Source organism: Mycobacterium heidelbergense (assembly GCF_010730745.1).
GTDB classification, from domain to species: Bacteria; Actinomycetota; Actinomycetes; order Mycobacteriales; family Mycobacteriaceae; genus Mycobacterium; species Mycobacterium heidelbergense.
In genome coordinates, this window is the sequence record NZ_AP022615.1 from 2,746,760 (window position 1) to 2,767,764 (window position 21,005).

General features: G+C 66.9%; 21 protein-coding genes and 1 pseudogene. 9 read left to right on the plus strand and 13 right to left on the minus strand.

Annotation, left to right across the window (positions count from 1 at the left end):
• The first annotated feature begins 37 nt into the window (after positions 1-37).
• Together G6N25_RS12970 and G6N25_RS12975 are read left to right on the plus strand one after the other, a co-directional pair.
• Entirely contained in the window at positions 38-943 is a 906-nt protein-coding gene (locus G6N25_RS12970) for a phosphoribosylaminoimidazolesuccinocarboxamide synthase (protein WP_083072282.1), read from the plus strand.
• Positions 940-3,111 (plus strand): S9 family peptidase, encoded by a 2,172-nt coding sequence (locus G6N25_RS12975; RefSeq protein ID WP_083072281.1) that lies wholly within the window; start codon positions 940-942, stop codon positions 3,109-3,111. Before G6N25_RS12970 ends, G6N25_RS12975 begins: the two co-directional genes overlap by 4 nt.
• On the opposite strand, the gene G6N25_RS12980 is transcribed toward G6N25_RS12975, so the two are convergent.
• A complete protein-coding gene (locus G6N25_RS12980) occupies positions 3,040-3,486 on the minus strand; it encodes a DoxX family protein (RefSeq protein ID WP_083072280.1) in 447 nt (148 codons plus the stop codon). The genes G6N25_RS12975 and G6N25_RS12980 overlap by 72 nt on opposite strands.
• A gap of 93 nt (positions 3,487-3,579) precedes the next feature.
• Here G6N25_RS12980 and G6N25_RS12985 point away from each other — a divergent pair, with 93 nt between their 5' ends.
• A complete protein-coding gene (locus tag G6N25_RS12985; protein ID WP_083072279.1) occupies positions 3,580-4,143 on the plus strand; it encodes a TetR/AcrR family transcriptional regulator in 564 nt (187 codons plus the stop codon).
• Here the strand turns inward: G6N25_RS12985 and G6N25_RS12990 are convergent.
• On the minus strand, positions 4,129-5,763 hold the full coding sequence (locus G6N25_RS12990; RefSeq protein ID WP_142272457.1) for a DHA2 family efflux MFS transporter permease subunit: 1,635 nt from the start codon (positions 5,761-5,763) through the stop codon (positions 4,129-4,131). The genes G6N25_RS12985 and G6N25_RS12990 overlap by 15 nt on opposite strands.
• Before the next feature lie 158 nt (positions 5,764-5,921).
• Here G6N25_RS12990 and G6N25_RS12995 point away from each other — a divergent pair, with 158 nt between their 5' ends.
• Both G6N25_RS12995 and G6N25_RS13000 read left to right on the plus strand, forming a co-directional pair.
• Complete coding sequence (locus G6N25_RS12995; protein WP_083072277.1) at positions 5,922-6,626, plus strand: DUF2334 domain-containing protein; 705 nt, start codon at positions 5,922-5,924, stop codon at positions 6,624-6,626.
• A 51-nt stretch (positions 6,627-6,677) separates the two neighbouring features.
• Positions 6,678-8,354: an FAD-binding dehydrogenase gene (locus tag G6N25_RS13000; RefSeq protein WP_083072276.1), complete on the plus strand. Its 1,677-nt coding sequence runs from the start codon at positions 6,678-6,680 to the stop codon at positions 8,352-8,354.
• Between the two features lie 64 nt (positions 8,355-8,418).
• Here the strand turns inward: G6N25_RS13000 and G6N25_RS13005 are convergent, their stop codons facing one another.
• Positions 8,419-9,057: an MBL fold metallo-hydrolase gene (locus tag G6N25_RS13005; protein ID WP_083072275.1), complete on the minus strand. Its 639-nt coding sequence runs from the start codon at positions 9,055-9,057 to the stop codon at positions 8,419-8,421.
• Here G6N25_RS13005 and G6N25_RS13010 point away from each other — a divergent pair.
• The 3 genes from G6N25_RS13010 (at position 9,034) to purQ (ending at position 10,740) form a co-directional block, all read left to right on the plus strand.
• Entirely contained in the window at positions 9,034-9,768 is a 735-nt protein-coding gene (locus G6N25_RS13010; RefSeq protein ID WP_083072274.1) for an ATPase, read from the plus strand. The genes G6N25_RS13005 and G6N25_RS13010 overlap by 24 nt on opposite strands.
• 61 nt (positions 9,769-9,829) lie before the next feature.
• A complete protein-coding gene (purS, locus tag G6N25_RS13015; RefSeq protein ID WP_083072273.1) occupies positions 9,830-10,069 on the plus strand; it encodes a phosphoribosylformylglycinamidine synthase subunit PurS in 240 nt (79 codons plus the stop codon).
• Positions 10,066-10,740: a phosphoribosylformylglycinamidine synthase subunit PurQ gene (gene purQ / locus G6N25_RS13020; protein ID WP_083072272.1), complete on the plus strand. Its 675-nt coding sequence runs from the start codon at positions 10,066-10,068 to the stop codon at positions 10,738-10,740. Before purS ends, purQ begins: the two co-directional genes overlap by 4 nt.
• 270 nt (positions 10,741-11,010) lie before the next feature.
• On the opposite strand, the gene G6N25_RS13025 is transcribed toward purQ, so the two are convergent.
• On the minus strand, positions 11,011-11,835 hold the full coding sequence (locus G6N25_RS13025) for an Rv0792c family HTH-type transcriptional regulator (RefSeq protein ID WP_083072271.1): 825 nt from the start codon (positions 11,833-11,835) through the stop codon (positions 11,011-11,013).
• A gap of 58 nt (positions 11,836-11,893) precedes the next feature.
• Here G6N25_RS13025 and G6N25_RS13030 point away from each other — a divergent pair.
• Positions 11,894-12,073: pseudogene (locus G6N25_RS13030) on the plus strand (VOC family protein); the annotation flags it as partial.
• Here the strand turns inward: G6N25_RS13030 and G6N25_RS13035 are convergent.
• The 9 genes from G6N25_RS13035 to G6N25_RS13075 form a co-directional block, all read right to left on the minus strand.
• Positions 12,067-13,527, minus strand: coding sequence for a dihydrolipoyl dehydrogenase family protein (locus tag G6N25_RS13035; RefSeq protein WP_083072270.1), 1,461 nt, complete (start codon positions 13,525-13,527; stop codon positions 12,067-12,069). The pseudogene G6N25_RS13030 and the gene G6N25_RS13035 overlap by 7 nt on opposite strands.
• A 27-nt stretch (positions 13,528-13,554) precedes the next feature.
• On the minus strand, positions 13,555-14,241 hold the full coding sequence (locus tag G6N25_RS13040; protein ID WP_332103901.1) for a haloacid dehalogenase type II: 687 nt from the start codon (positions 14,239-14,241) through the stop codon (positions 13,555-13,557).
• Between the two features lie 79 nt (positions 14,242-14,320).
• Entirely contained in the window at positions 14,321-15,226 is a 906-nt protein-coding gene (locus G6N25_RS13045; protein ID WP_083072268.1) for a DUF427 domain-containing protein, read from the minus strand.
• Between the two features lie 52 nt (positions 15,227-15,278).
• Complete coding sequence (locus G6N25_RS13050) at positions 15,279-16,253, minus strand: zinc-binding dehydrogenase (protein WP_276005428.1); 975 nt, start codon at positions 16,251-16,253, stop codon at positions 15,279-15,281.
• A 229-nt stretch (positions 16,254-16,482) separates the two neighbouring features.
• A complete protein-coding gene (locus G6N25_RS13055) occupies positions 16,483-17,154 on the minus strand; it encodes a TetR/AcrR family transcriptional regulator (protein WP_083072266.1) in 672 nt (223 codons plus the stop codon).
• 22 nt (positions 17,155-17,176) lie between these two features.
• Positions 17,177-17,872, minus strand: coding sequence for a TetR/AcrR family transcriptional regulator (locus G6N25_RS13060; RefSeq protein WP_083072265.1), 696 nt, complete (start codon positions 17,870-17,872; stop codon positions 17,177-17,179).
• 77 nt (positions 17,873-17,949) lie between these two features.
• Positions 17,950-18,822, minus strand: a complete 873-nt coding sequence (locus tag G6N25_RS13065; RefSeq protein ID WP_083072264.1) for an alpha/beta fold hydrolase — start codon at positions 18,820-18,822, stop codon at positions 17,950-17,952.
• 369 nt (positions 18,823-19,191) lie between these two features.
• Positions 19,192-19,989 carry a family 1 encapsulin nanocompartment shell protein gene (locus G6N25_RS13070; RefSeq protein ID WP_083072263.1) on the minus strand — a complete coding sequence of 266 codons (798 nt, stop codon included), beginning with the start codon at positions 19,987-19,989 and terminating at the stop codon, positions 19,192-19,194.
• Positions 19,989-21,005 carry a Dyp-type peroxidase gene (locus G6N25_RS13075; protein WP_083072262.1) on the minus strand — a complete coding sequence of 339 codons (1,017 nt, stop codon included), beginning with the start codon at positions 21,003-21,005 and terminating at the stop codon, positions 19,989-19,991. Before G6N25_RS13075 ends, G6N25_RS13070 begins: the two co-directional genes overlap by 1 nt.

Consider the following 21,005-nt stretch of genomic DNA (forward strand, 5'->3'; position numbering starts at 1 on the left):
ACAGGCCGGGCGGCGCGGCGCCCGATAGGCTGACCCGATGCGTCCAGCACTGTCCGATTATCAGCACCTGGCCAGCGGCAAGGTCCGGGAGATCTACCGCGTGGATGACGAGCACCTGCTGCTGGTGGCGACCGACCGGATCTCCGCGTACGACTACATCCTGGACAGCACGATCCCGGACAAGGGCCGCATCCTGACCGCGATGAGCGTGTTCTTCTTCGGCCTGGTCTCGGAGCGTACTGGAGTCCCCAACCACCTGACGGGCCCGCCGGACGACCCCCGCATCCCCGACGAGGTGCTTGGCCGCGCCCTGGTCGTGCGGAAGCTCGAAATGCTTCCCGTCGAATGCGTGGCTCGTGGTTACCTGACCGGCTCGGGACTGCTGGACTACCAGGCGACCGGCAAGGTCTGCGGCATCGCGCTGCCGCCGGGTCTGGTGGAAGCCAGCAAGTTTTCCACACCGCTGTTCACCCCCGCGACCAAGGCGGCACTGGGGGATCACGATGAGAACATCTCGTTCGCCCGGGTCATCGAGATGGTGGGTGCGGTGCGCGCCAACCAGCTGCGCGACCGCACGCTGCAGATTTATGTCCAGGCGGCCGATCACGCCCTGACGAGGGGAATCATCATCGCCGACACCAAGTTCGAGTTCGGCACCGACCGCGACGGCAACCTGCTGCTGGCCGACGAAATCTTCACCCCGGATTCCTCGCGGTACTGGCCTGCCGCGGATTACCGGTCCGGTGTGGTCCAGGCCAGTTTCGACAAGCAGTTCGTCCGCAACTGGCTCACCGGCCCCGAGTCCGGTTGGGATCGGTACGGCTCGGAGCCACCCCCTCCGCTTCCGGATGACATCATCGATGCCACTCGCGCCCGTTACATCGATGCCTACGAACGGATTTCCGGTTTGCGCTTCGACGACTGGATCGGCCCGGGCGCATGACGGATACCTCCCATGACGCACCTTTGGCGCCCCTACCGCCCATAGCCAGGCGGGTCGAGACCCGGCGCGAACACCACGGCGACATCTTCATCGACCCGTACGAATGGCTGCGCGACAAGGCCGACCCCGGGGTGATCGCTTACCTGGAGGCCGAAAACGACTACGCCGACCGGATGACCGCCCACCTGAAACCGTTGCGGCAGCGGATTTTCGACGAGATCAAGGCGCGCACCAAAGAGACCGACCTGTCGGTGCCGACTCGACAAGGCGAGTGGTGGTACTACGCCCGCACCTTCGAGGGAAAGCAGTACCGGGTCCAGTGTCGTTGCCCGGTAACCGATCCCGACGACTGGGATCCCCCGGTCCTAGACGAGGACACCGAAATCCCCGGCGAACAGATTTTGCTCGACTCGAACGCCGAAGCCGAAGGCCACGAATTCTTCGCACTCGGCGCCGCGCTGGTGAGCCTGGACGGGAACCTGCTGGCATACTCCGTCGACATCGTCGGCGACGAGCGCTACACGCTGCGGTTCAAGGATTTACGCGGCGGCGAGCGGCTCCCCGACGAGATCGCCGACATCGCCGCGGGAGTCACGTGGTCGGCAGACAACCGCACCGTGTACTACCTGACCCTGGACGCGGCCCACCGTCCGGACAAGGTGTGGCGGTATCGACTCGGCTCCGGGGAGCCGGCGGAGTTGGTGTACCACGAAGCCGACGAACGGTTTTGGCTGGGCGCCGGGCTCACCCGAAGCGAGAAGTACGTGCTCATCGCCTCGGGGTCGTCCATCACCTCGGAGGTACGCTACGCGGACTCCGGCGATCCGCACGCACCGTTCACCGTCGTGCTGCCGCGGCGTGAGGGCGTCGAGTATTCGGTGGAGCACGCGGTCGTCGGCGGGCAAGACCGGTTTTTAATCCTGCACAACGACGGCGCGGTCAACTTCACGCTCACCGACGCCCCGGTCAGCGATCCAACCCAGCAACGCACCCTGATCGCGCACCGCGACGATGTCCGGCTCGACGGAGTGGATGCCTTTGCCCGGCACCTGGTGGTCAGCTACCGGCGTGAGGCGTTGCCCCGGATCCAGTTGTGGCCCATCGACCCCGACGGCGGCTACGGCGGGCCCGAAGAGGTTTCCTTCGACTCCGAGCTGATGTCGTGCGGCCTGGCAGGCAATCCGACCTGGGATTCGCCCAAGCTGCGGATCAGGGCGGGATCGTTGATCACTCCGGCGCGGGTCTACGACATCGACCTCGCCACCGGCGAGCGCACCTTGCTGCGCGAGCAACCGGTCCTCGGCGGCTATCGCCCCGAGGACTACGTCGAAAGGCGCGACTGGGCGCTGGCGGACGACGGCACCCGGATCCCCGTGTCGATCGTGCACCGCGCCGACGTCGAATTTCCGGCGCCGGCGCTGCTCTACGGGTACGGCGCCTACGAATTGTGCACCGATCCAAGCTTTTCCATCGCGCGGCTGTCGCTGCTGGACCGCGGGATGACGTTCGTCATCGCCCACGTCCGCGGTGGCGGTGAGATGGGTCGGCCATGGTACGAACACGGCAAGCTCCTGGAGAAGAAGAACACCTTCACCGACTTCGTCGCGGTGGCAAGGCATTTGGTGGATTCTGGCCTGACCAGACCGCATCAGCTGGTGGCCCTGGGTGGCAGCGCAGGCGGTCTGCTGATGGGTGCTGTGGCCAACTTGGCGCCGGAACTCTTTGCCGGAATCCTTGCGCAGGTCCCCTTCGTCGACCCGCTGACCACGATCCTCGACCCCTCGCTGCCGCTGACCGTCACCGAATGGGATGAATGGGGAAATCCCTTGAGCGACGGCGATGTTTACTCGTACATGAAGTCGTATTCGCCCTATGAGAACGTCGGGGCCAGACGGTACCCGGCCATTCTGGCGATGACGTCCCTCAACGACACCAGGGTCTACTATGTCGAGCCGGCCAAATGGGTTGCGGCGCTGCGGCACGCGAACACCGACGGCAAGCCGGTCCTGTTGAAGACCCAGATGAACGCGGGACACGGTGGTGTCAGTGGTCGCTACAAGGCCTGGCAGGAAACCGCGTACCAATACGCGTGGCTGCTAGCCGCTGCCGATTGCGACCGCTATGGCGGCGGCCAGGAAGACGACCTCGATGGCCATCCGCAGGGGTAGCCGTGTCGTCATCGACTTGGGCGGGTCGGGCATCCGGGAGGCGTAAACGTTGGCCGGGAACATGGCCAGCATCAGCACCAGCAGGCAGACGGCCGCCGCCATCCGGGTCGCGGGAACCAACAGCCCCACGGCACCCAGGAGTTCGAGCAGGCCGGTAACGGTGACCAGCAGGCCGGGGGCGGGCAACCGGGGCGGCACGATCGCGATCAGGTCGCGGCGCAGCGGCAGCGCGAAGTGGCTGAAGCCGGTCAGCACGAACATCGCCGCCAGCCCGACGGCGATCGCCGCGGTCCAGCTGTTGACATAGCCGACGCCGAGCCAGCCGATGCTCCGGGCGGCGATGGTGCTCAATAGCAGGGTGATCAACGGAGCCATCTCGACCCTCCGATCTAGGCAATGACAAGTTTCTGGTCTCTCAAAGTAGGCGGTCATCTAGTCGCTGTCAAGTTTGGTGGGTATGCTGATGGCGTGAAGCGCCCGAACTACCACCATGGCGACCTGCGCGCGGCGATCCTCACCGAGGCCGCGCGATTGGTGGCCGAGCGCGGCGCGGACGGAGTTTCGTTGCGCGAGTTGGCCCGCAGCGCCGGTGTGTCACATGCGGCACCGGCTCACCACTTCACCGATCGGCGAGGGCTGTTCACCGCGCTGGCCACCCAGGGATTCCAGCTGCTGGCCCGGGCGCTGATCGATGCCCGGGGCCGCTTCGCCGACGCGGCCCTGGCCTACGTGGGGTTCGCCCTCGAGCACCCCGGCCATTACCGGGTGATGTTCGACAAGTCGCTCCTCGACGCGACCGACACCGAACTGGCCGCCGCCGAGGCCGCCGCCGGGGCGGAACTGTCCTGTGGGGTGGCGACGTTGCGGGATCCCGGCGCGCAGGCCGACCCCACGGGTGCCCAGCTGGCGGCATGGTCACTGGTACACGGGTTTTCGATGCTGTGGCTCAACGGCGCGGTCAACGATCAAGTCAGGCAGGCCGATCCGATGGCCACCGTCGCGCGGATAGCGACGATGCTATTCGACGGGTAGCCGCGCTACTTCGCCGGCCGTTTCGCTCGCCGGTCTCTTCGGCAGAAACGAGGCCGGGATGATGGTCGCGATCACCAACACGACCGCGATCACGAATACCGCCGTATAGGCATGGGAAAGGTCGTGCAGCACATTGCCCGAGAAGCCGGGGACGAGTGACTGCCGGGGTATTGCGGACCGGTCAACCGGCAGTCCGCTGGCGGCGGCCTTCTGTTGTAGCGACACGAGTGTTTTTGCGGCGGTGATGTTTTCGCTTCGATTGAACTGGTTGGTCAGGATCATCGACATCAGTGCGGTTCCCATCGAGCCGCCCACCTGATGGCTGACGCTCATCACCGTTGTACCGCGGGCAATCTGGTGCGGGGCCAGTGCCTGCACCGACGCCACCGACAGCGGCATCATGGTGCAACCCATGCCCAGTCCCATGACCGTCAGGCCGACCAGCAGGGTGGGTTGGTAATCGGCCTGCCTGGCCACCCCGAAGGCGAAAGTGCCCAGGCCGGCGGTGATCAGCGCAATGCCGACCAGCACGATCTTGCCCGGTCCGCGCCTGTCGACCATCGGTCCGGTCAGCCGCATGGTCAGCATGGCACCGAGCCCCTGGGGGATCATGTGCACGCCGGCTTGCATCGGCGTGTGGTGCAGCACCTGCTGGAAGTAGCTCGGGAGCAGCAGGCCGGCGCCGAAAAAGGCGGTGGCGAATACCAGCATCGTGACGTTGGCCTGGGTAAGCACGGGGTTGGAGAACAGCCGCAGATCGATGAGCGGGTGATCCGCGCGGTGCCACGCGTGCACGACGAACGCGGCGATCAACGCCAGGCCGATGGTCGCCGGTATCAGCACGTGCCGATCGGCCACGGTGCCGCGGCCCGGGATGGACGACACGGCGAACAGGAACGTCGCCAGGCCGGGCGAGAGCAGCAGGCAGCCGATGACGTCGAAGGTCTCGGACCGCGCCGGGTGATCCCTGGGGAACACGATGGCCGCAAGGGCGACGGTGACGAGCCCGATCGGCAGGTTGATCAGGAAGATCCATCTCCAACTGGAGGTGTCGATGAGCCAGCCGCCCACGACTGGCCCGCAGATCGGGGCGAGCAGCATGGGGATGCTCAGGATGGACATCAGGCGGCCGAGCCGCCCGGGGCCCGCTTCGCGGGTCAGGATCATGAAGCTCACGGGCAGCAACATGCCGCCACCGACGCCCTGCACGACGCGAAATATGATCAGCTGCAGAATGTTTGACGCCATCGCGCACAGCAGCGAGCCGAGCATGAAGGCCAGCACGGAGCCCATGAACAGCCGTTTGGTGCCGAATCGGTCGGCCGCCCACCCGGTCAGTGGGATCACGGTCGCTAACGCGAGCGTGTAGCCGGTCATGGTCCACGCGACGACGGCCTGGGATGAGCTGAATTGGTCGATGAAGGTTCGTTGCGCGACGCTGACGACGGTGACATCCAGGATCGCCATCACCGTGGCCAGGATGCACACGCCGGAGATCCGGAGAAGCGCGGCGTCCAGCTTGTCGGGACCAACGTGCGCGCCCGGATGCTGAGTGACGGCGATGAGCGGCGGGATGTCGGCCGCTGCTGGACGGGCCTTTTCCATGGCGTTGCTTAGCATATCGAACCGATCATCTCCGCCGACGCCGGTAGGCGTTTGCTGATCGACGCTGACGTGGCCGGTGCGGTGCCCAACCGGCGCCCCGGTACCAGTCGATATACGCCTGCCGTCCGCGTGTCCTTCACCATCCCGACACTTGGGATCGGCAAACTGCTGGTGTGTCTGGAAAATTGATCGTCTCGGTCTCGGGCATAGGGGAACGCACCCTGGCCGACGTCGAGGCGTTCTGCGGGCAGATGGATGCCCGCAAGGTGCCGGTGTCGTTGCTGGTGGCTCCGCGCCTGTCCGGCGACTACCGGCTCGACCGCTACCCGCACACCGTCGAGTGGCTGACCGCCCGGCGGGCCGGTGGCGACGCCATCGTGCTGCACGGCTACGACGATCCGGCCACCAAGAAGCGCCGCGGCGAATTCGCGATTCTGCGCGCACACGAAGCCAACCTGCGGCTGATGGCCGCCGACCGCGTCCTCGAGCACCTCGGGCTGCGCACCCGGCTGTTCGCCGCACCGGGCTGGGTGGTGTCGCCGGGCGTCGTCAAGGCGTTGCCGCAGAACGGCTTTCGGCTGCTTGCCGACCTGCACGGGGTGACCGACCTGGTCCGGCACACCACCGTCCGCGCCCGGGTCCTCGGTATCGGGGAGGGCTTCCTGACCGAGCCGTGGTGGTGCCGCATGGTCGTGCTGTCCGCCGAGCGGATCGCCCGCCGCGGCGGCGTCGTGCGGGTGGCGGTGGCGGCCCGTCAACTGCGCAAGCCCGGCCCGCTGCAGGCGATGCTGGACGCCGTCGACCTGGCCTTGATGCACGGCTGCACGCCGACGGTGTACCGGTGGCGGGCCGACAAGGCGATTCTTGACGCCGCCTGACGTCACGCTTCCGATTAACCCGATGGCCGGGGGGCATTACCCTGTTCTCGTATGACTGATTCTTCGGCCGCAGGGTTCGCCGCCGACGCGATTATCGTCGGCGCCGGGCTGTCGGGCCTGGTGGCCGCCTGCGAATTGGTGGACCGCGGCTTGCGGGTGCTGATCCTCGACCAGGAGAACAGCGCCAACCTGGGCGGGCAGGCCTTCTGGTCGTTCGGCGGCCTGTTCTTCGTCGACAGCCCGGAACAGCGCCGCCTGGGCATCCGCGACAGCCACGAACTCGCCTTACAGGATTGGCTCGGTACAGCGGCCTTCGACCGGCCCGAGGACTACTGGCCGCGCCAATGGGCGCATGCCTACGTCGATTTCGCGGCCGGGGAGAAACGCAGCTGGCTGCGCGCCCGGGGGCTCGAGATCTTTCCGCTGGTGGGCTGGGCCGAGCGTGGCGGCTACGACGCACGGGGACACGGCAACTCGGTGCCCCGCTTTCACATCACGTGGGGTACCGGGCCGGCCTTGGTCGAAATCTTCGCGCGTCGGCTGCGCGACCGCTCGACGGTGCGCTTCGCGCATCGCCACCGGGTGGACGAGTTGATCCTGGAGGGCAGCGCGGGTGACGCGGTGACCGGCGTCCGGGGCACCGTGCTGGAGCCCACCGCGGCGCCGCGCGGTGTGGCGTCGTCACGAAAGTCAGTGGGGGAATTTGAGTTTCGTGCTTCTGCGGTCATTGTGACCAGCGGCGGCATCGGCGGTAACCACGACTTGGTGCGAAAGAACTGGCCGAAGCGGATGGGCCGCGTCCCCGAGCAACTGCTCAGCGGGGTGCCCGCGCATGTCGACGGCAGGATGATTGCCATTTCGCAAAAGGCCGGCGCGCGGGTGATCAACCCCGACCGGATGTGGCACTACACCGAAGGCATCACGAATTACGACCCGATCTGGCCGCTGCACGGCATCCGGATCATTCCGGGTCCGTCGTCGCTGTGGCTGGATGCGTCGGGCAAGCGGTTGCCGATCCCGCTGTACCCGGGATTCGACACCCTCGGCACACTGGAATACATCACCAAGTCCGGGTACGACTACACCTGGTTCGTGTTGAATGCCAAGATCATTGAGAAGGAATTCGCGCTGTCGGGCCAAGAGCAGAACCCGGATCTGACCGGGCGGAGCGTCCGCGAGCTGCTGCGGAACCGCGTCAGTCCCGGACCGCCGCGACCGGTGCGGGCCTTCATCGACCGGGGCGTGGACTTCGTCAGCGCGCACTCGCTGCGCGAGCTGGTGAACGCGATGAACAAGCTGCCCGACGTGGAGCACCTGGACTACGCCACGGTCGAGGCCGAGGTCACCGCCCGCGATCGCGAGGTGGCCAACAAGTTCAGCAAAGACGGGCAGATCACCGCGATTCGCGCCGCCCGCGGTTATCTGGGCGACCGGCTGGGCCGGGTGGTCGCACCGCATCGGCTGACCGATCCCAAGGCGGGGCCGATGATCGCCGTCAAGCTGCACATCCTGACCCGAAAGACGTTGGGCGGCATCGAGACCGACCTGGCCGGGCGGGTGCTCACCGGCGACGGCACCCCGCTTGCCGGGCTGTACGCGGCCGGCGAGGTGGCCGGGTTCGGCGGGGGAGGCGTGCATGGCTACCGGGCGTTGGAGGGGACCTTCCTGGGTGGCTGCATCTTCTCCGGGCGCGCCGCCGGCCGCGGCGCCGGCGATGACATTTCTTGATGCCGAGCAGACGCAGAATCGCACTGCGCGTGCCGCCCGCGTGCGATTCTGCGTCTGCTCGCGGTCAGAAGGCGACCGCGCTTTCTTCGGGCAACACCTGGAAGTCGGTGCTGGTCATCTCGCCGAGCCGGCCGTAGTAGATGCCCCTCGCGTCCGGTGCGATGATGCCCTGGTGAATGGGTATTGCGCGTGCCGGTGCGACCGCGCGCAGGTAATCGACGGCCTCGGCGATCCTCATCCACGGGGCCGCCGCCGGCGCGGCCAAGACGTCCACCGGTTCGTCGGGCACGAACAACGCATCGCCGGGATGCATCAACCTGGCGGCGTGCCCTCCGTCGCCCACCAGATACGAAATGTTCTCTATCACAGGGATTTCCGGATGGATCACGGCGTGCCGGCCGCCGACGGCGCGCACGGTCAGCTCCTCGATCCGCAGCTCGTCGCCGACGTGCACCGCCCGGCACGGGTCGCCCAGCTGAGCGGTGGTCTGCGGATCGGCGTACAGTGCGGCGTCCGGATTGCCCTCCAGCAGCGACGGCAGCCGCGTGACGTCGACGTGGTCGGGATGCTGATGGGTGATCAGGATGGCGGACAGGCCGGTGATTCCCTCGAAACCGTGGGCAAAGGTACCGGGATCAAAAAGCATACGGGTGTTGTCGAACTCGGCAAGTAGGCAGGAATGGCCGAAATGCGTCAGCTGCATGTCTACGATTGTGCCCTGACGGGGGTGATGCCGATGCGGGTGATCCTGGCGACGATCATGGTTGTCGGCAGTTTCGCCGTGGCGCTGACCGTCGCGGTACCCGCCCAGGCAGACCCAGAGACTTGTCCGCCCGTTTGCGACCAGATCCCGAACACCGCGTGGATCCCCCGCTACGCCGTGCCGCTGAACCCGGTCTACAACTGGCCCGCGCTCGCCTCCCTCGCGGTGCAGACGACGGGGGCGGCGTCCGGGCCGCGTTTCCGGTTCGAGGATGTGTGCGCCACACCGGCGGCACGGCAGGACGCTCGCGACTCGGCGGTCGCGGCCCGCGTGACGGTCGTACACCCCGACGGTCAGTGGCAGTTGCAGGCGCAGATCCTGCACTGGCGCGGTGACACGGCCCGCGGCGGCCCGACCGCGGCTTCGGTGTTCAGCAACGCCGTCGCCGCGCTGCGCGGCTGCCAACAGCGGGCACCGGCGCAGTCGCCATCGATCACCAGCGACGAGCCGAACCGGATGGCCGCGGTGATCAGCGGTCCCGTCGTCATGCACACCTACCTGGTCGCCCACGTCGCCAGCAGCACGATCAGCGAGCTCACGCTGTGGTCCCAGGGCCCCCCACAGGTTCCCTGGCCGGCGATGGCGGACGATCCCGTGCTGAACTCCATGACCGCCCCGTTGTGCGACGCCTACATCGCCTCGTGCCCATGACCCGCGCGCGCCGCCGTCGCCGGTAGAGTTGGCGCCGGGACGGATCTGAGGAGGAACGCAGGTGAGCCGGGTGGTCGTTCATGTGATGCCCAAAGCTGAGATTCTTGACCCGCAGGGTCAGGCGATTGTCGGCGCACTGGGCCGGCTAGGCCACCCCGGAATCTCGAATGTCAGGCAGGGCAAGAGGTTTGAGCTTGAAGTGGACGATACTGTTGACGACTCCACGCTTGCCGAGATCGCCGAATCCCTGCTGGCGAACACCGTGATCGAGGACTGGACGATCAGCAGGGAGACGCCATGACGGCCCGGATCGGCGTCATCACCTTTCCCGGGACGCTCGACGACGTGGACGCCTCCCGCGCGGCGCGTCGCGTCGGCGCCGAGGCGGTCAGCCTGTGGCACGCCGACGCCGACCTCAAGGGGGTCGACGCCGTGGTGGTCCCCGGCGGTTTCTCCTACGGTGACTACCTGCGGGCCGGCGCGATCGCCAGGTTCGCCCCGGTGATGACCGAAGTGGTCGACGCTGCCCGGCGCGGCATGCCGGTCTTGGGAATTTGCAACGGCTTTCAGGTGCTCTGCGAGGCCGGCCTGCTGCCCGGCGCCCTGACTCGCAACGCGGGTCTGCACTTCATCTGCCGCGACGTGTGGCTGCGGGTCGCATCGACGTCGACGGCCTGGACGTCGCGCTTCGAGCCCGACGCGGATCTGCTGGTGCCGCTGAAGTCCGGCGAAGGACGCTACGTGGCCCCGGCGAACGTGCTCGACGAGCTGGAGGGCGAGTGCCGGGTGGTGTTCCGCTACCACGACAACCCCAACGGCTCGCTGCGCGATATCGCCGGCGTCAGTTCCGCCAACGGCCGAGTCGTCGGGCTGATGCCACATCCGGAGCACGCCACCGAAGCGCTGACGGGTCCCTCCGACGACGGGCTGGGCCTGTTCTATTCGGCGCTGGACGCCGTGCTAACCGCTTGACCGAAAATCACTGCAGTACTAGGCAATTCGTTACAATTGGGGTGGGCTGTCGAACGTCAGCCGGCGTCGCGCACCAATGGTTGTGCCGTCGGCGGCAACTCGGCAACCGGGGGCAACTGACCAAACAGGTTCGCGCAAAGCGGCTCGCCGGTCATGAGATTCATGCTGAGGTCGGCGGCTTTGCGGATCCTTGGAGCCGAGCTAGCCGGCGCCGAAGAAATCGTTGAGAATCGGCTGAGCGGCCGTCAGCCCGTTTACGTCGGGCTCGATTTATGTCGGCTCGCGCCGCTCGACGATTCCGGCGCCGGGCCCGGGCATTGTCCTTGGCAGGGTGACCGAGAACCGGTACCGCTCGGGGCGATAGTGGAATTCCACCACTTCGAGGGGCTTGCCGTCGTCGGTGTAGCTGGTGCGCTCGAGGACCAACACGGGTGACCCCAACGGCACGGCCAACGCGCCGGCCACCTCGAGGGAGGCGCCGGCCGCATGAATCTCGTGGGTCGCCCTGGCGATCTGAACGCCCAGTCGCTCCCACATCGTGTAGGTGCTTTCCATCGCGGCCCCGGGCTGTCCGTGTGACGCGCTCGACAGCAGTGGCTCAACGGCTTTACCCAATCCCGGCGGAAGATAAGCGATCATCAGGGCCAGGGGTAGGTCGCCGTCGCGAAAACGCCGGTGAATGCACAGGGCCTTGGGCAGGCCCAGCGTTTCGGCGATCTGTTGCGGCGCCTCGTCGACGCGATGGGACAGCACGTCGACGAGGGGGGTGATGCCGGAGCTTGCCAGCACCTCGGTGATCGTGCGGACGCCGGAGCCCAGTTCCTGTTTCACCGGGTTGGCGACGAATGTGCCCAGACCTTGCCGGCGAATCAGCCACCCCTGACGTTCGAGGAGCCCGACCGCCGCACGGACGGTCACCCGGCTCAACCCAGAGCGATCGATCAACTCCCGCTCGCTGGGCAAGCGTCCGCCGCGGGGCAGGCGCTGTTTGATGATCCCCGCTTTGAGGGCCTCGGCGAGCTGGGTGCTCGCGGGCACGCTGCCGCGCGATATCCGCAGATTCAGGGCGTCGAGGTCCAGGACCCTACTGGCCATAAGACGTATTAAAACGTCTTGTTACCGGCTAGTAAAGGCCGTCATCGGCCACGCATTCGGATTGGAAGATTTGTGTTTCATCACCCGCTCCACGCCCGACGAGGTGCGGGCACAGCTTGCCGCGTGCGGCGTGGACGTTGTCTGCGGGCCGGTGGCCAGGATCGGCGCGTTGGGCCCGATGACGTCGCACTACTGCCGTGACATCGACGGAAATCTCGTCGAAATCGCCGTCTACTGAACGCCTTCCGCTGACGAATCACGGTAAGCTTCAAGAAGTCTCAGCCACAGTTCGCTGATCGTCGGAAAGCACGGCACGGCGTGCCACAACCGGTCGATGCGCACCTGACCGGCGACGGCGATGGTGGCGGAGTGGAGCATCTCGGTAACGCCGGCCCCGACCAGCGTGACACCGAGCAGGTGGCCACCATCGACATCGACCACCATCCGGGCCCGGCCGGTATACCCGTCCGCGTAGAGCTTGGCCCCCATCACGGCCTCGCCGATTTCGACGTCGACCGTGCGCACGCGGCGTCCGGCCCGCTCGGCCTGCTGGGCCGTCAGCCCGACCGCGGCGGCCTCGGGGTCGGTGAAGAAGGCCTGGGGCACGGCGTGATGGTCGGCGGTCGTCGCGTGCACGCCCCACGGCGCGGTGTCCAGCGGGGCTCCCGTCGCGCGGGCCCCGATCGCCGCACCGGCGATGCGTCCCTGGTACTTGCCCTGATGGGTCAGCAGGGCCCGGTGATTGACGTCGCCCGCCGCATACAGCCAGCCATCGTCGATGGCCCGCACCCGGCAGGTGTCGTCGACGTCGAGCCAGCTGCCCGGCGTCAGACCTACAGTGTCCAAGCCGATGTCGTCGGTGAGCGGTGCCCGGCCCGTGGCGAAAAGTACTTCGCTGACGCTCAATTCGGACCCGTCGTCCAGTTCGAGGACCACCCGCCCGCCGTCGGGTCGGCGCAGCGCGCGGACCGCTACTCCGACACGCACGTCCACGCCGGCGTCGGCGAGTCCGCGTCCGATCAGTTCGCCGACGAACGGCTCCATCCGGGGCAACAGGCCGGATCCCCGAGCCAGCAGGGTCACCTTGGAGCCCAATCCTTGCCAGGCTGTCGCCATTTCGACGCCCACCCCGCCGGCACCGACAACGGCAAGCCGCTCGGGAACGTAGCTGCTGTCGGTGGCTTGGCGGTTGGTCCACGGCCTGGCCTCGTCGATGCCGGGCAGGCGGGGCAGGGCGGGCCTGCTTCCCGTGCAGACCACGACCGCGTGCCGCGCGGCCAGCACCGGGCGCTCGCCGCCGGGCGTGGTGACCGCGACCCGCCGCGGACCGTCCAGCCGGCCATGGCCGCGTACCAGGGTGGCGCCGATTCCGCTCACCCAGTCGGCCTGGCCGCTGTCGTCCCAGTCGCTGACATAGCGATTGCGGCGGCCGAAGGCGCCCGCGGCGCTGAGGGAACCGCTGACCGCCTCGCGGGCGCCGTCGACCCGGCGGGCGTCGGAGACGGCAATCACCGGACGCAGCAAGGCTTTACTCGGCACGCAGGCCCAGTAGGAGCATTCGCCCCCGACGAGTTCGCGTTCGACCACCGCGACGCTCAGGCCCGCCGCCCGGGCGCGGTCGGCGACGTTCTGGCCGATCGGCCCGGCGCCCAGGACGATGACGTCGTAGTCCTGCTCGATGTCTGCTGCCATAGTCGAAAATCCTGTCGTTGCCGTTGATCAGTTGTCTATCCGAATGAGGCGCTCGGCCAGCTCTCGCAGGTCGCTCACCACGAGCGTCGGTTGGGGCAGCCCGTCCACCGGCAGCGGTGGGTTGCCGGGACGGGTGATGAGGGCGGCGCTGAAGCCGGCGTGCTGCGCGCCGAGGGTGTCCCACGCGTGGGCCGCCACCATCATGCAATCGGCGGGCGAGACCTCCAGGATCTCGCACACGTAGTGGTACACCGCCCGGGACGGCTTGAAGGCGCGGCAGGCATCGACGCTCAATTGGTGTTCGAAAAAGCCGCCCAGTCCCGAATTCTGCAGGGCCGTCGGCCCGTTCGGGTTGGGCGGCGAGTTGGTGAGGGTGACCAGACGAAACCCGTTGTCGCGCAGCGCGGCGAGTCCGTCGGCGGCGTCCGGGTGTGCCGGCATCGTGAGCAGCCCCGTCGTCAGGCGGCTCAGGTCGTCGTCGGCGATGTCGACACGATAGGCATCGCCGAGCATGCGCAGCACCCCCCGGGCGAGGGTGGGGAAGTCGACGTAATTTCCCGCCAGGGTGACGGTCATCGAGTACATGATGAGCTGCGCAAACCAGTCCCGCAGCACCCGCTCGTCGCCGAAGCGCTCGCCGAAAAGCGGTGCCAGCGAGTCGATATCGACCAGCGTCTCGTTCACGTCGAAAACGAGGACCGACGGCTTCACCAGGGTCACGGTGCGACCTTCCTGGGCGCAGGAATACCCGGCCGCAGGTACCAGATCAGGCACAGGCAGATCAGCACCATCGCTAACCTCGCCCGTGGTTGCGTTCCTGCGAAACCCTCCCGGTGGGCGTTTTCCGCAACACCTCGTCGGGGTCGAGTCCTCGGTCGACACCATGGGGTAGGACGGTTTGGCCGGGCTCGAGCCGCAGCTGTCGGTCGTCGAGGTATACGTCGATCTTGTCGGGCTCGAAGGACACCAGATTGGTTACCCGCCCCACCTCGGGCCAGGCGTTGATGTAGGACCAAGCGGCGCGCTGGTGACCGCCGACGTCGTAATACGAACATATTCCCTTGTATGGGCAGAAGGTCTGCAGCTCAACGAGTTTGAACGCGGTCTCGTCGATGTCCTCGCGCGGCACATACCAGCGGGGCGCGAAGCCCGATTCGTACAGCGCCAACGGATGCTTCGTGTCGGCGACCACCCGCTCGCCGTCTCGCACGACGAGATGGCGTGAAGTGGAGCGGATGTCGATGCGATGATAGGCGTCGGCGGCATGCCCGACGATGCGTTCGTTTTCCTCGTAGAAGGCGTCCATGGCGCGCCAGGCGAACGCCAGCCGCCCCTCGAGAATCGCCGCGTGGGGCGGCAACTCGGTGTGTTGCCAGGCGCTGTGATTGGCTTCGCGTGCCGCGGTTTTGACGGTGAACCACTGCGTGTCACCGAGATCCTGGTGCTGAGTCACCCGGCCCTCGGCGGTCAAGATCCCCGCCTCGATGTCGCCGAGCGGGAAGTAGGCAACCGGGTAGCGGCCCGGCTCGTGCAACAGGATGACGTCCTCGCTGTCAGCGATCCACCGGTCCGCGAAGTGCACTCTCATGCGCCGCCGCAACGGCTCGGCGAACAGCAGTCGCGGTGGCAGCGGCTGCTCAGTGAGGAAGTGGCCCACCGATCCGGTCGCCAGTGGACCTTGTTGCCATGCGAGCCCCATCGTTGTGTCCTTCCTCGAAACCCATTCCGGCAACGGCCGTTACGGCCGCGCATCACTCCATCACGACGACCATCTTGCCGCCGGATTCTTCGGCTTCCATCGTTCGGTGCGCTTCACGAATCTGGTCGAACGAGAAGACGCGAGACGGCTTTGCGTCGAGCTTGCCCTCGGCGACCTGGCGTGCGATGTCTTGCAGGGGCACGTCGGACAGCGGGAAACCGGGACTCCCAAACACGAAGCTGCCGAAGAAGTTCCAGTTCACGCCGCTGGCCATGCGCAGCAACGGGTTGAAGTCACCGATGGGGTCAAGCCCGCCCAGCCATCCCGCGAGGCAGGCAGTGCCGCCTCGGCGCAGCATATCGAGGGAGTCGAGGATGGTGCTGTTGCCGACCAGGTCCAGGACGGCGTCAACCTGTTTGGCCTCGGCGATGTGGGCGGCCAGGTCGCGCCTCTCCAACTCGACACGCGACGCGCCCAGCCTTTCGAGCATCGGAAAGCGGGCGCTGCTCCGCGTGGTGGCGATGACGCGCGCTCCAGCGGCGATAGCCATCTTGAGCGCGGCCTGGCCGAGCGACGACGTCGCGCCGCGCAGCACCAACGTCTGCCCGGCGCCCAGCGTGAGGTTGCGGAACAGGCATGTCCAGGCGACGGCATAGGTTTCGGGCAGCGCCGCCAGATCCGACCAGGGCAGGTCGGACTCGATGAGGGCGACGTTGGCCGCGCGCACGCGCGTGTACTCCGCGTAGCTGCCGTTGATGGTTCTGCCCAGCCCGCCCATGAGTGCGGCCACCTTGGCGCCGACCGGGAACTCGCCTCCCGGACACGAATCGACGATGCCGACGCATTCGATGCCGCTGACTTCCGCGGCTTCGGCCCATTCACCCCGGCGCATGTGCATCTCGGCGTGGTTGATTCCGAATCCCCTTATTTCGATCACCACTTCGCCGTCCTTGGGCAGCGGCTTGGGGATTTCGGTGTGGACCAGGCTGTCGAGGCCGCCGAACCCCTTCAGGATGATCGCCCGCATGGTTTCCCCGCCGGCTTGTTCGCGTAGGACCGCCGGCGCGGTGGGCGGTTGCGATGAACCGGTGGCGGACACGTGTTGTCCCTCCCAAATCGTTAGCACGCCTTTGGATATCGATATGCGAAGCCGGGCTACGGCAATGATACCCAGCCGCCCCTGTCAACTAAATGGGCTAGCTGACCCATTATTATGGGCTAACGAACCCAAATATGTCCAGGGCGAAGCCCGCCCGTCACGATGTGCCCCTGCGTGGGGTCGGGGTGGGTCGGCTTTTGCGACGCGCGGGACGTGGCGCAAAGGAGCGCACGTAATCGACGGCGGCGTTGACGGCGACCCGCAGCGGTTCCGGGTCACCGGTGGCGTGCGTGATCATCGCCCCGCCCTGGTGCGCGACAACCAGCGACACCGCCAAGTGCCGCGGGTCGGCATCGGGACTCAGATCGCCGCGGCGCTGCATCGCCGTGAGGCCCGCCCGAAACAGCTCAATCCACTGGTCGTAGCCGGCGGAGAGGTCGTCGTGTATTTCGTCGTCGGCCTCGATCAGCTCACCGGCCAGGGAACCGTAGACGCAGCCGCCGACGCGGTACACGGCGTCTATGTCCGACACGCAGGCATCGGCCCAGGCCTGTAGGGCATCGAGGCTGTCCAGCGCGCCCAGCCGCGGTTGGGCGTGAAAGGCCCGCACGCCGTCGCGGCGCGCGGCGACGACGTGACGGGTCAGGTCGCGCTTGTCGCGGAAGTAGTGCGAGATCTGCGATCCGCCCACCCCGGCGGTGCGCCGAACCTGGTCGATGCTGGTGTTGGCGACCCCGCGTTCAAACATGAGCCGGGCGGCGACGTCGATGATGCGCGCACGAGTCGCCAGTCCCTTGTGGGTGAACCGCGATGTGGTGTGGTCGGACACGTTGCCACCTTTGGCAGATGAGTCAGCTGGCTTTCCTTGTCGGGCGCCGGCCCCGCGAACGAGGTGGCGGCCGCGGAACGCGCTCGGCGGTATCGGTGGCGAACATGCGAAGGTAGTTGACCGCGAAACGGACCGCGTCGGCGTGTGGCCATTGCGCCCGATAGGTGAAGGCCAAGGTGGCGCCTCCCTGATGAGCGCAGACGATGGCCAGCGCCAGCCGCCGCGGGTCGGCGTCCGCGACCAGAACGCCGTCGTCCTTCATCCGCTGAATCGCCCGCTGCAGCAGGTCGACCCACTGCCAGTAGCCCGCCGCGAGCGTTTCGCGCGTGGCATCGTCGGACTTCGCCAGCTGCGCGGCGAGCGCATGGTAGGTGGGCGTCCCGAAGTATCCGATGCGTCTGAGGTAGCGCATATTGAGGTCGATCCAGCGCTCGAAGTCGTCGAACGTAGCCAGGTCCTGGAGCTTGGGCTGTCGGTGAAAGTCCAAAACCACGCCGATTTGGCGTCGGATGACCGCGCGAACCAGCGCACCTTTATCGGCGAAATAGTGAGCGAGCTGAGAACCACTGACCGACGCGGCTCTGCGGACATTGTCCATGTTGAACGCCGCCATGCCTTCGGTGACGATCAGCCGGGCGGCGGCCTGCACGATCCTGTCGCGGGTGGCACGCCCCTTGGCGGTCAACCGTTGTTCGTCCTGAACATCGGGATTGGCCATCGCGTCAGGCTAACCCGCAGGCGCCGCAAACTATGGGATATTCAACCCATTGACGCGTGTGGCGCCCGCGGGCCGCGTCAGTCGGGCACGTGGACCTTGGCGAGAAAGTCACGGATCAGCCCGGCGACCTCGTCCAGCGCGGACTCGAGCAGGAAGTGCCCGCCGTCGAGCAGATGGATCTCGGCATCGGGTAGGTCGTCGGCGAACGCTTCGGCGCCGGCCGGGCCGAAGATTTCATCGCCGCGGCCCCACACCGCCAGCAGCGGTACCCGGGTGGCGCGGAAGTATTCGTGCAGGCGCGGGTACAGCGCCGCGTTGGTGGCGTAGTCCCGCAGCAGTTTCAGCTGGACTTTGTCATTGCCGGGACGGGATATCAGCGCGTAGTCGTGATACCAGGACTCGGGGTCGACCAGCGTCTCGTCGGCGACGCCGGTGAGGTATTGCCAGCGGGTGGCGTCCAGCGTGAGGAACTGCCGTACCGCTGCCTCGGTGTCCGGCGTCTGCTCATTTTGGTAGGCGCCCACGACCTTCCAGAAGCTTTCGACGAATCCCGCGTCATAGCCGTTCCCGTTCTGACTGATGATCGCGGTGATCGCGGAAGGGTCGCGCAGCGCCAGCCGCCAGCCGATCGGCGCGCCGTAGTCCTGTACGTAGAGGGCGTATCTGTCGGCGCCGAGCGCGCGCAGCAGCCCCGCGGTGAAGTCGGTCAACGCGTCGAAGGTGTAGTCGAACTCCTCGACGGGCGGTGCGTCGGAGAGCCCGAAGCCCAGGTGGTCCGGTGCGATCACGTGGTAACGGTCCGCGAGCGCCGGAACCAGATCCCGGAACATGTAGGAGCTGGTGGGAAACCCGTGCAGGAGCACCAGCGCCGGCGCATTCGGATCGCCGGCCTCGCGGAAGAACAGCCGATGGCCGTCGACGGTGGCGTATCGATGATGAACGTTCGGCATGACATTCCTCCTGAGCGCACGCGCGAATTCACAAGCGAACGCCGTCGTGGCGTTCGACGAAAGTCCACCCAACCCAGCACCCCGCAGTTCTGGGTTGTCTGACCCAGTATGCACCAAAACGGGCGGCGCGCAACAGTCTCGGAACGGGATGTGTTGCCCTCCGCGCCGGCGTGGCATATTCTGGGCCAGCCAACCCAATTTAAGGTCCGGTCTCGGGCGTGCCGCCTACCGGACCAAAGGAGCAGGCGCACGGTGGGTAACACGTTGCGAAGTGCTCATCTGCTCTGCCGCGCCGCGCAGCGACCTCGTCCTGGATCTTTGAGCGTTAGGGGACACCGGCCCAACGGCGGTTGACGCCGACCGGCACCGTCACGGCGCCAGGCAGACCGACGCCTCGGCGGTGTAGCACAAAAACGTCAGTGTCTCCTGCAGATACAGCTGCACGGTCTCGGCGTCATGGCTGAGGTACCCGATGGCGACGTCGGTCCCGAGCTGTAGGTCGAAGTCGCCGCCGCGCGTGGTCAACACGAAGGCGCCATCGATCGCCGGCGCCCAGATGATGTCCCCGTCGACCAACCGGTTCAGGTGCTCGCGGATGGGATATCCGTGTTCGGTGGTCTCGCTGACTTTCGTGTAGACCTCGGCGGACAACAGCACCGAGTACGGGCCGTCGACACCCGCCAGCCGCAGCCCGGTCAACGCATGCGAGATGGCATCGGGCATATCGCGGGGGTCCTCGGGCAACGTCAGCGCCGGGTTGGAGCTGCAGCTGCGGATGCCCTCGATCGACGCGGCGGCGTAGCCCTCGAAGATGACGCGGTCCTCGACGAACGCCAGCTTCTTGGCCGCGGCCTTGACCGGGTCCCAGTCGGAGTCGTTGGAGCCGCGCTCGACGTCGTCGATCTCGGAACGCGACAGGGTAAACGGAACCCGCAGCCGGACAAGCGGTTTGCTCGCCCGCAGGTGGGCCACCACGCCGTCGGTGGGTGCGTCGACGTCGACCAGCCGACCCGTGCCAACCGCCGCGGCGACCGGTCCGCCCGGCTCGCTGACGTCGACCACGCGGCGCCCGGCAATGTGGCGCTTGAACGTCCGCGTGGCCTCCAATTCGATTTCGGCCCAAGCGACTTCGGTGACCGGTGCCAGATCGCGGTAAAGGTTGTTCATCAAGGGGTTCCTTTCAGGCTGCCGATCCCAAGTGAGCCGTCGTGAGGAGCTGGTGTGGCGGGCCGCGCCGTGGCCATGGGTGCGGGCAGGGGCGGGGGATCGTCGAGGAAGTCGACGGTGGGGGAGAAGAACAGTCCGCCGGTGACCGCGGTGGAAAAATCCAGGATGCGGTCGGTGTTGCCGGGCGGATCGCCGAGGAACATGTTGTCCAGCATCTGCTCGGTGACCCGCGGTGTCCGCGAATACCCAATGAAGTAGGTGCCGTACTCGCCCCTGCCGAGTTCGCCGAAGGGCATGTTGTGCCGCACGATCTTCAGCTCGGTGCCGTCGTCGTCGGTGATCACGTTCAATGCGATGTGGGCGTTGGGCGGTTTGACGTCGTCGTCCATCTCAATGTTGTCCAGTTTCGTGCGCCCGATGACCCGCTCCTGTTCGGTGACCGACAGCGAATTCCACGACGACATGTCGTGCACGTACTTCTGCACGTGGACGTAGCACGAGCCCTCGAACGCGGGGTCCTCATCGCCGACCGCGGTGGCGCTGACGGCCAGTGGGCCATCGGGGTTCTCGGTGCCGTCGACAAAGCCCAGCAGGTCACGGTTGTCGAAGTAGCGAAACCCGTGCACCTCGTCGACCACGGTCACCGCCCCGGCCATCGCCTGCAGGATGCGGTCCGCGAGCTCGAAACACACGTCGAGGCTTTCGGCCCGGATGTGGAACAACAGATCCCCAGGCGTCGCCGGGGCGGTGTGCCGCGGTCCCTTCAGCTCGACGAACGGATGCAGCTCGGCGGGACGCGGTCCGGAAAACAAGCGGTCCCAGGCGTCGGAGCCGATCGAGACGATCGTCGACAACCGTTTCGGCGGCTCCCGGAAACCGATCGCGCGCACCAGGCCGGAGATGTCCGGCAGCGCGTCGTGCACGGTCGCCTCTCCGCCGTCGTCGATCGTGACCACGAGGAAGATCGCCGCGGGCGTCAGCGGCTCGAGGATGGGTTGCGGCTGAACCGGAGGCAC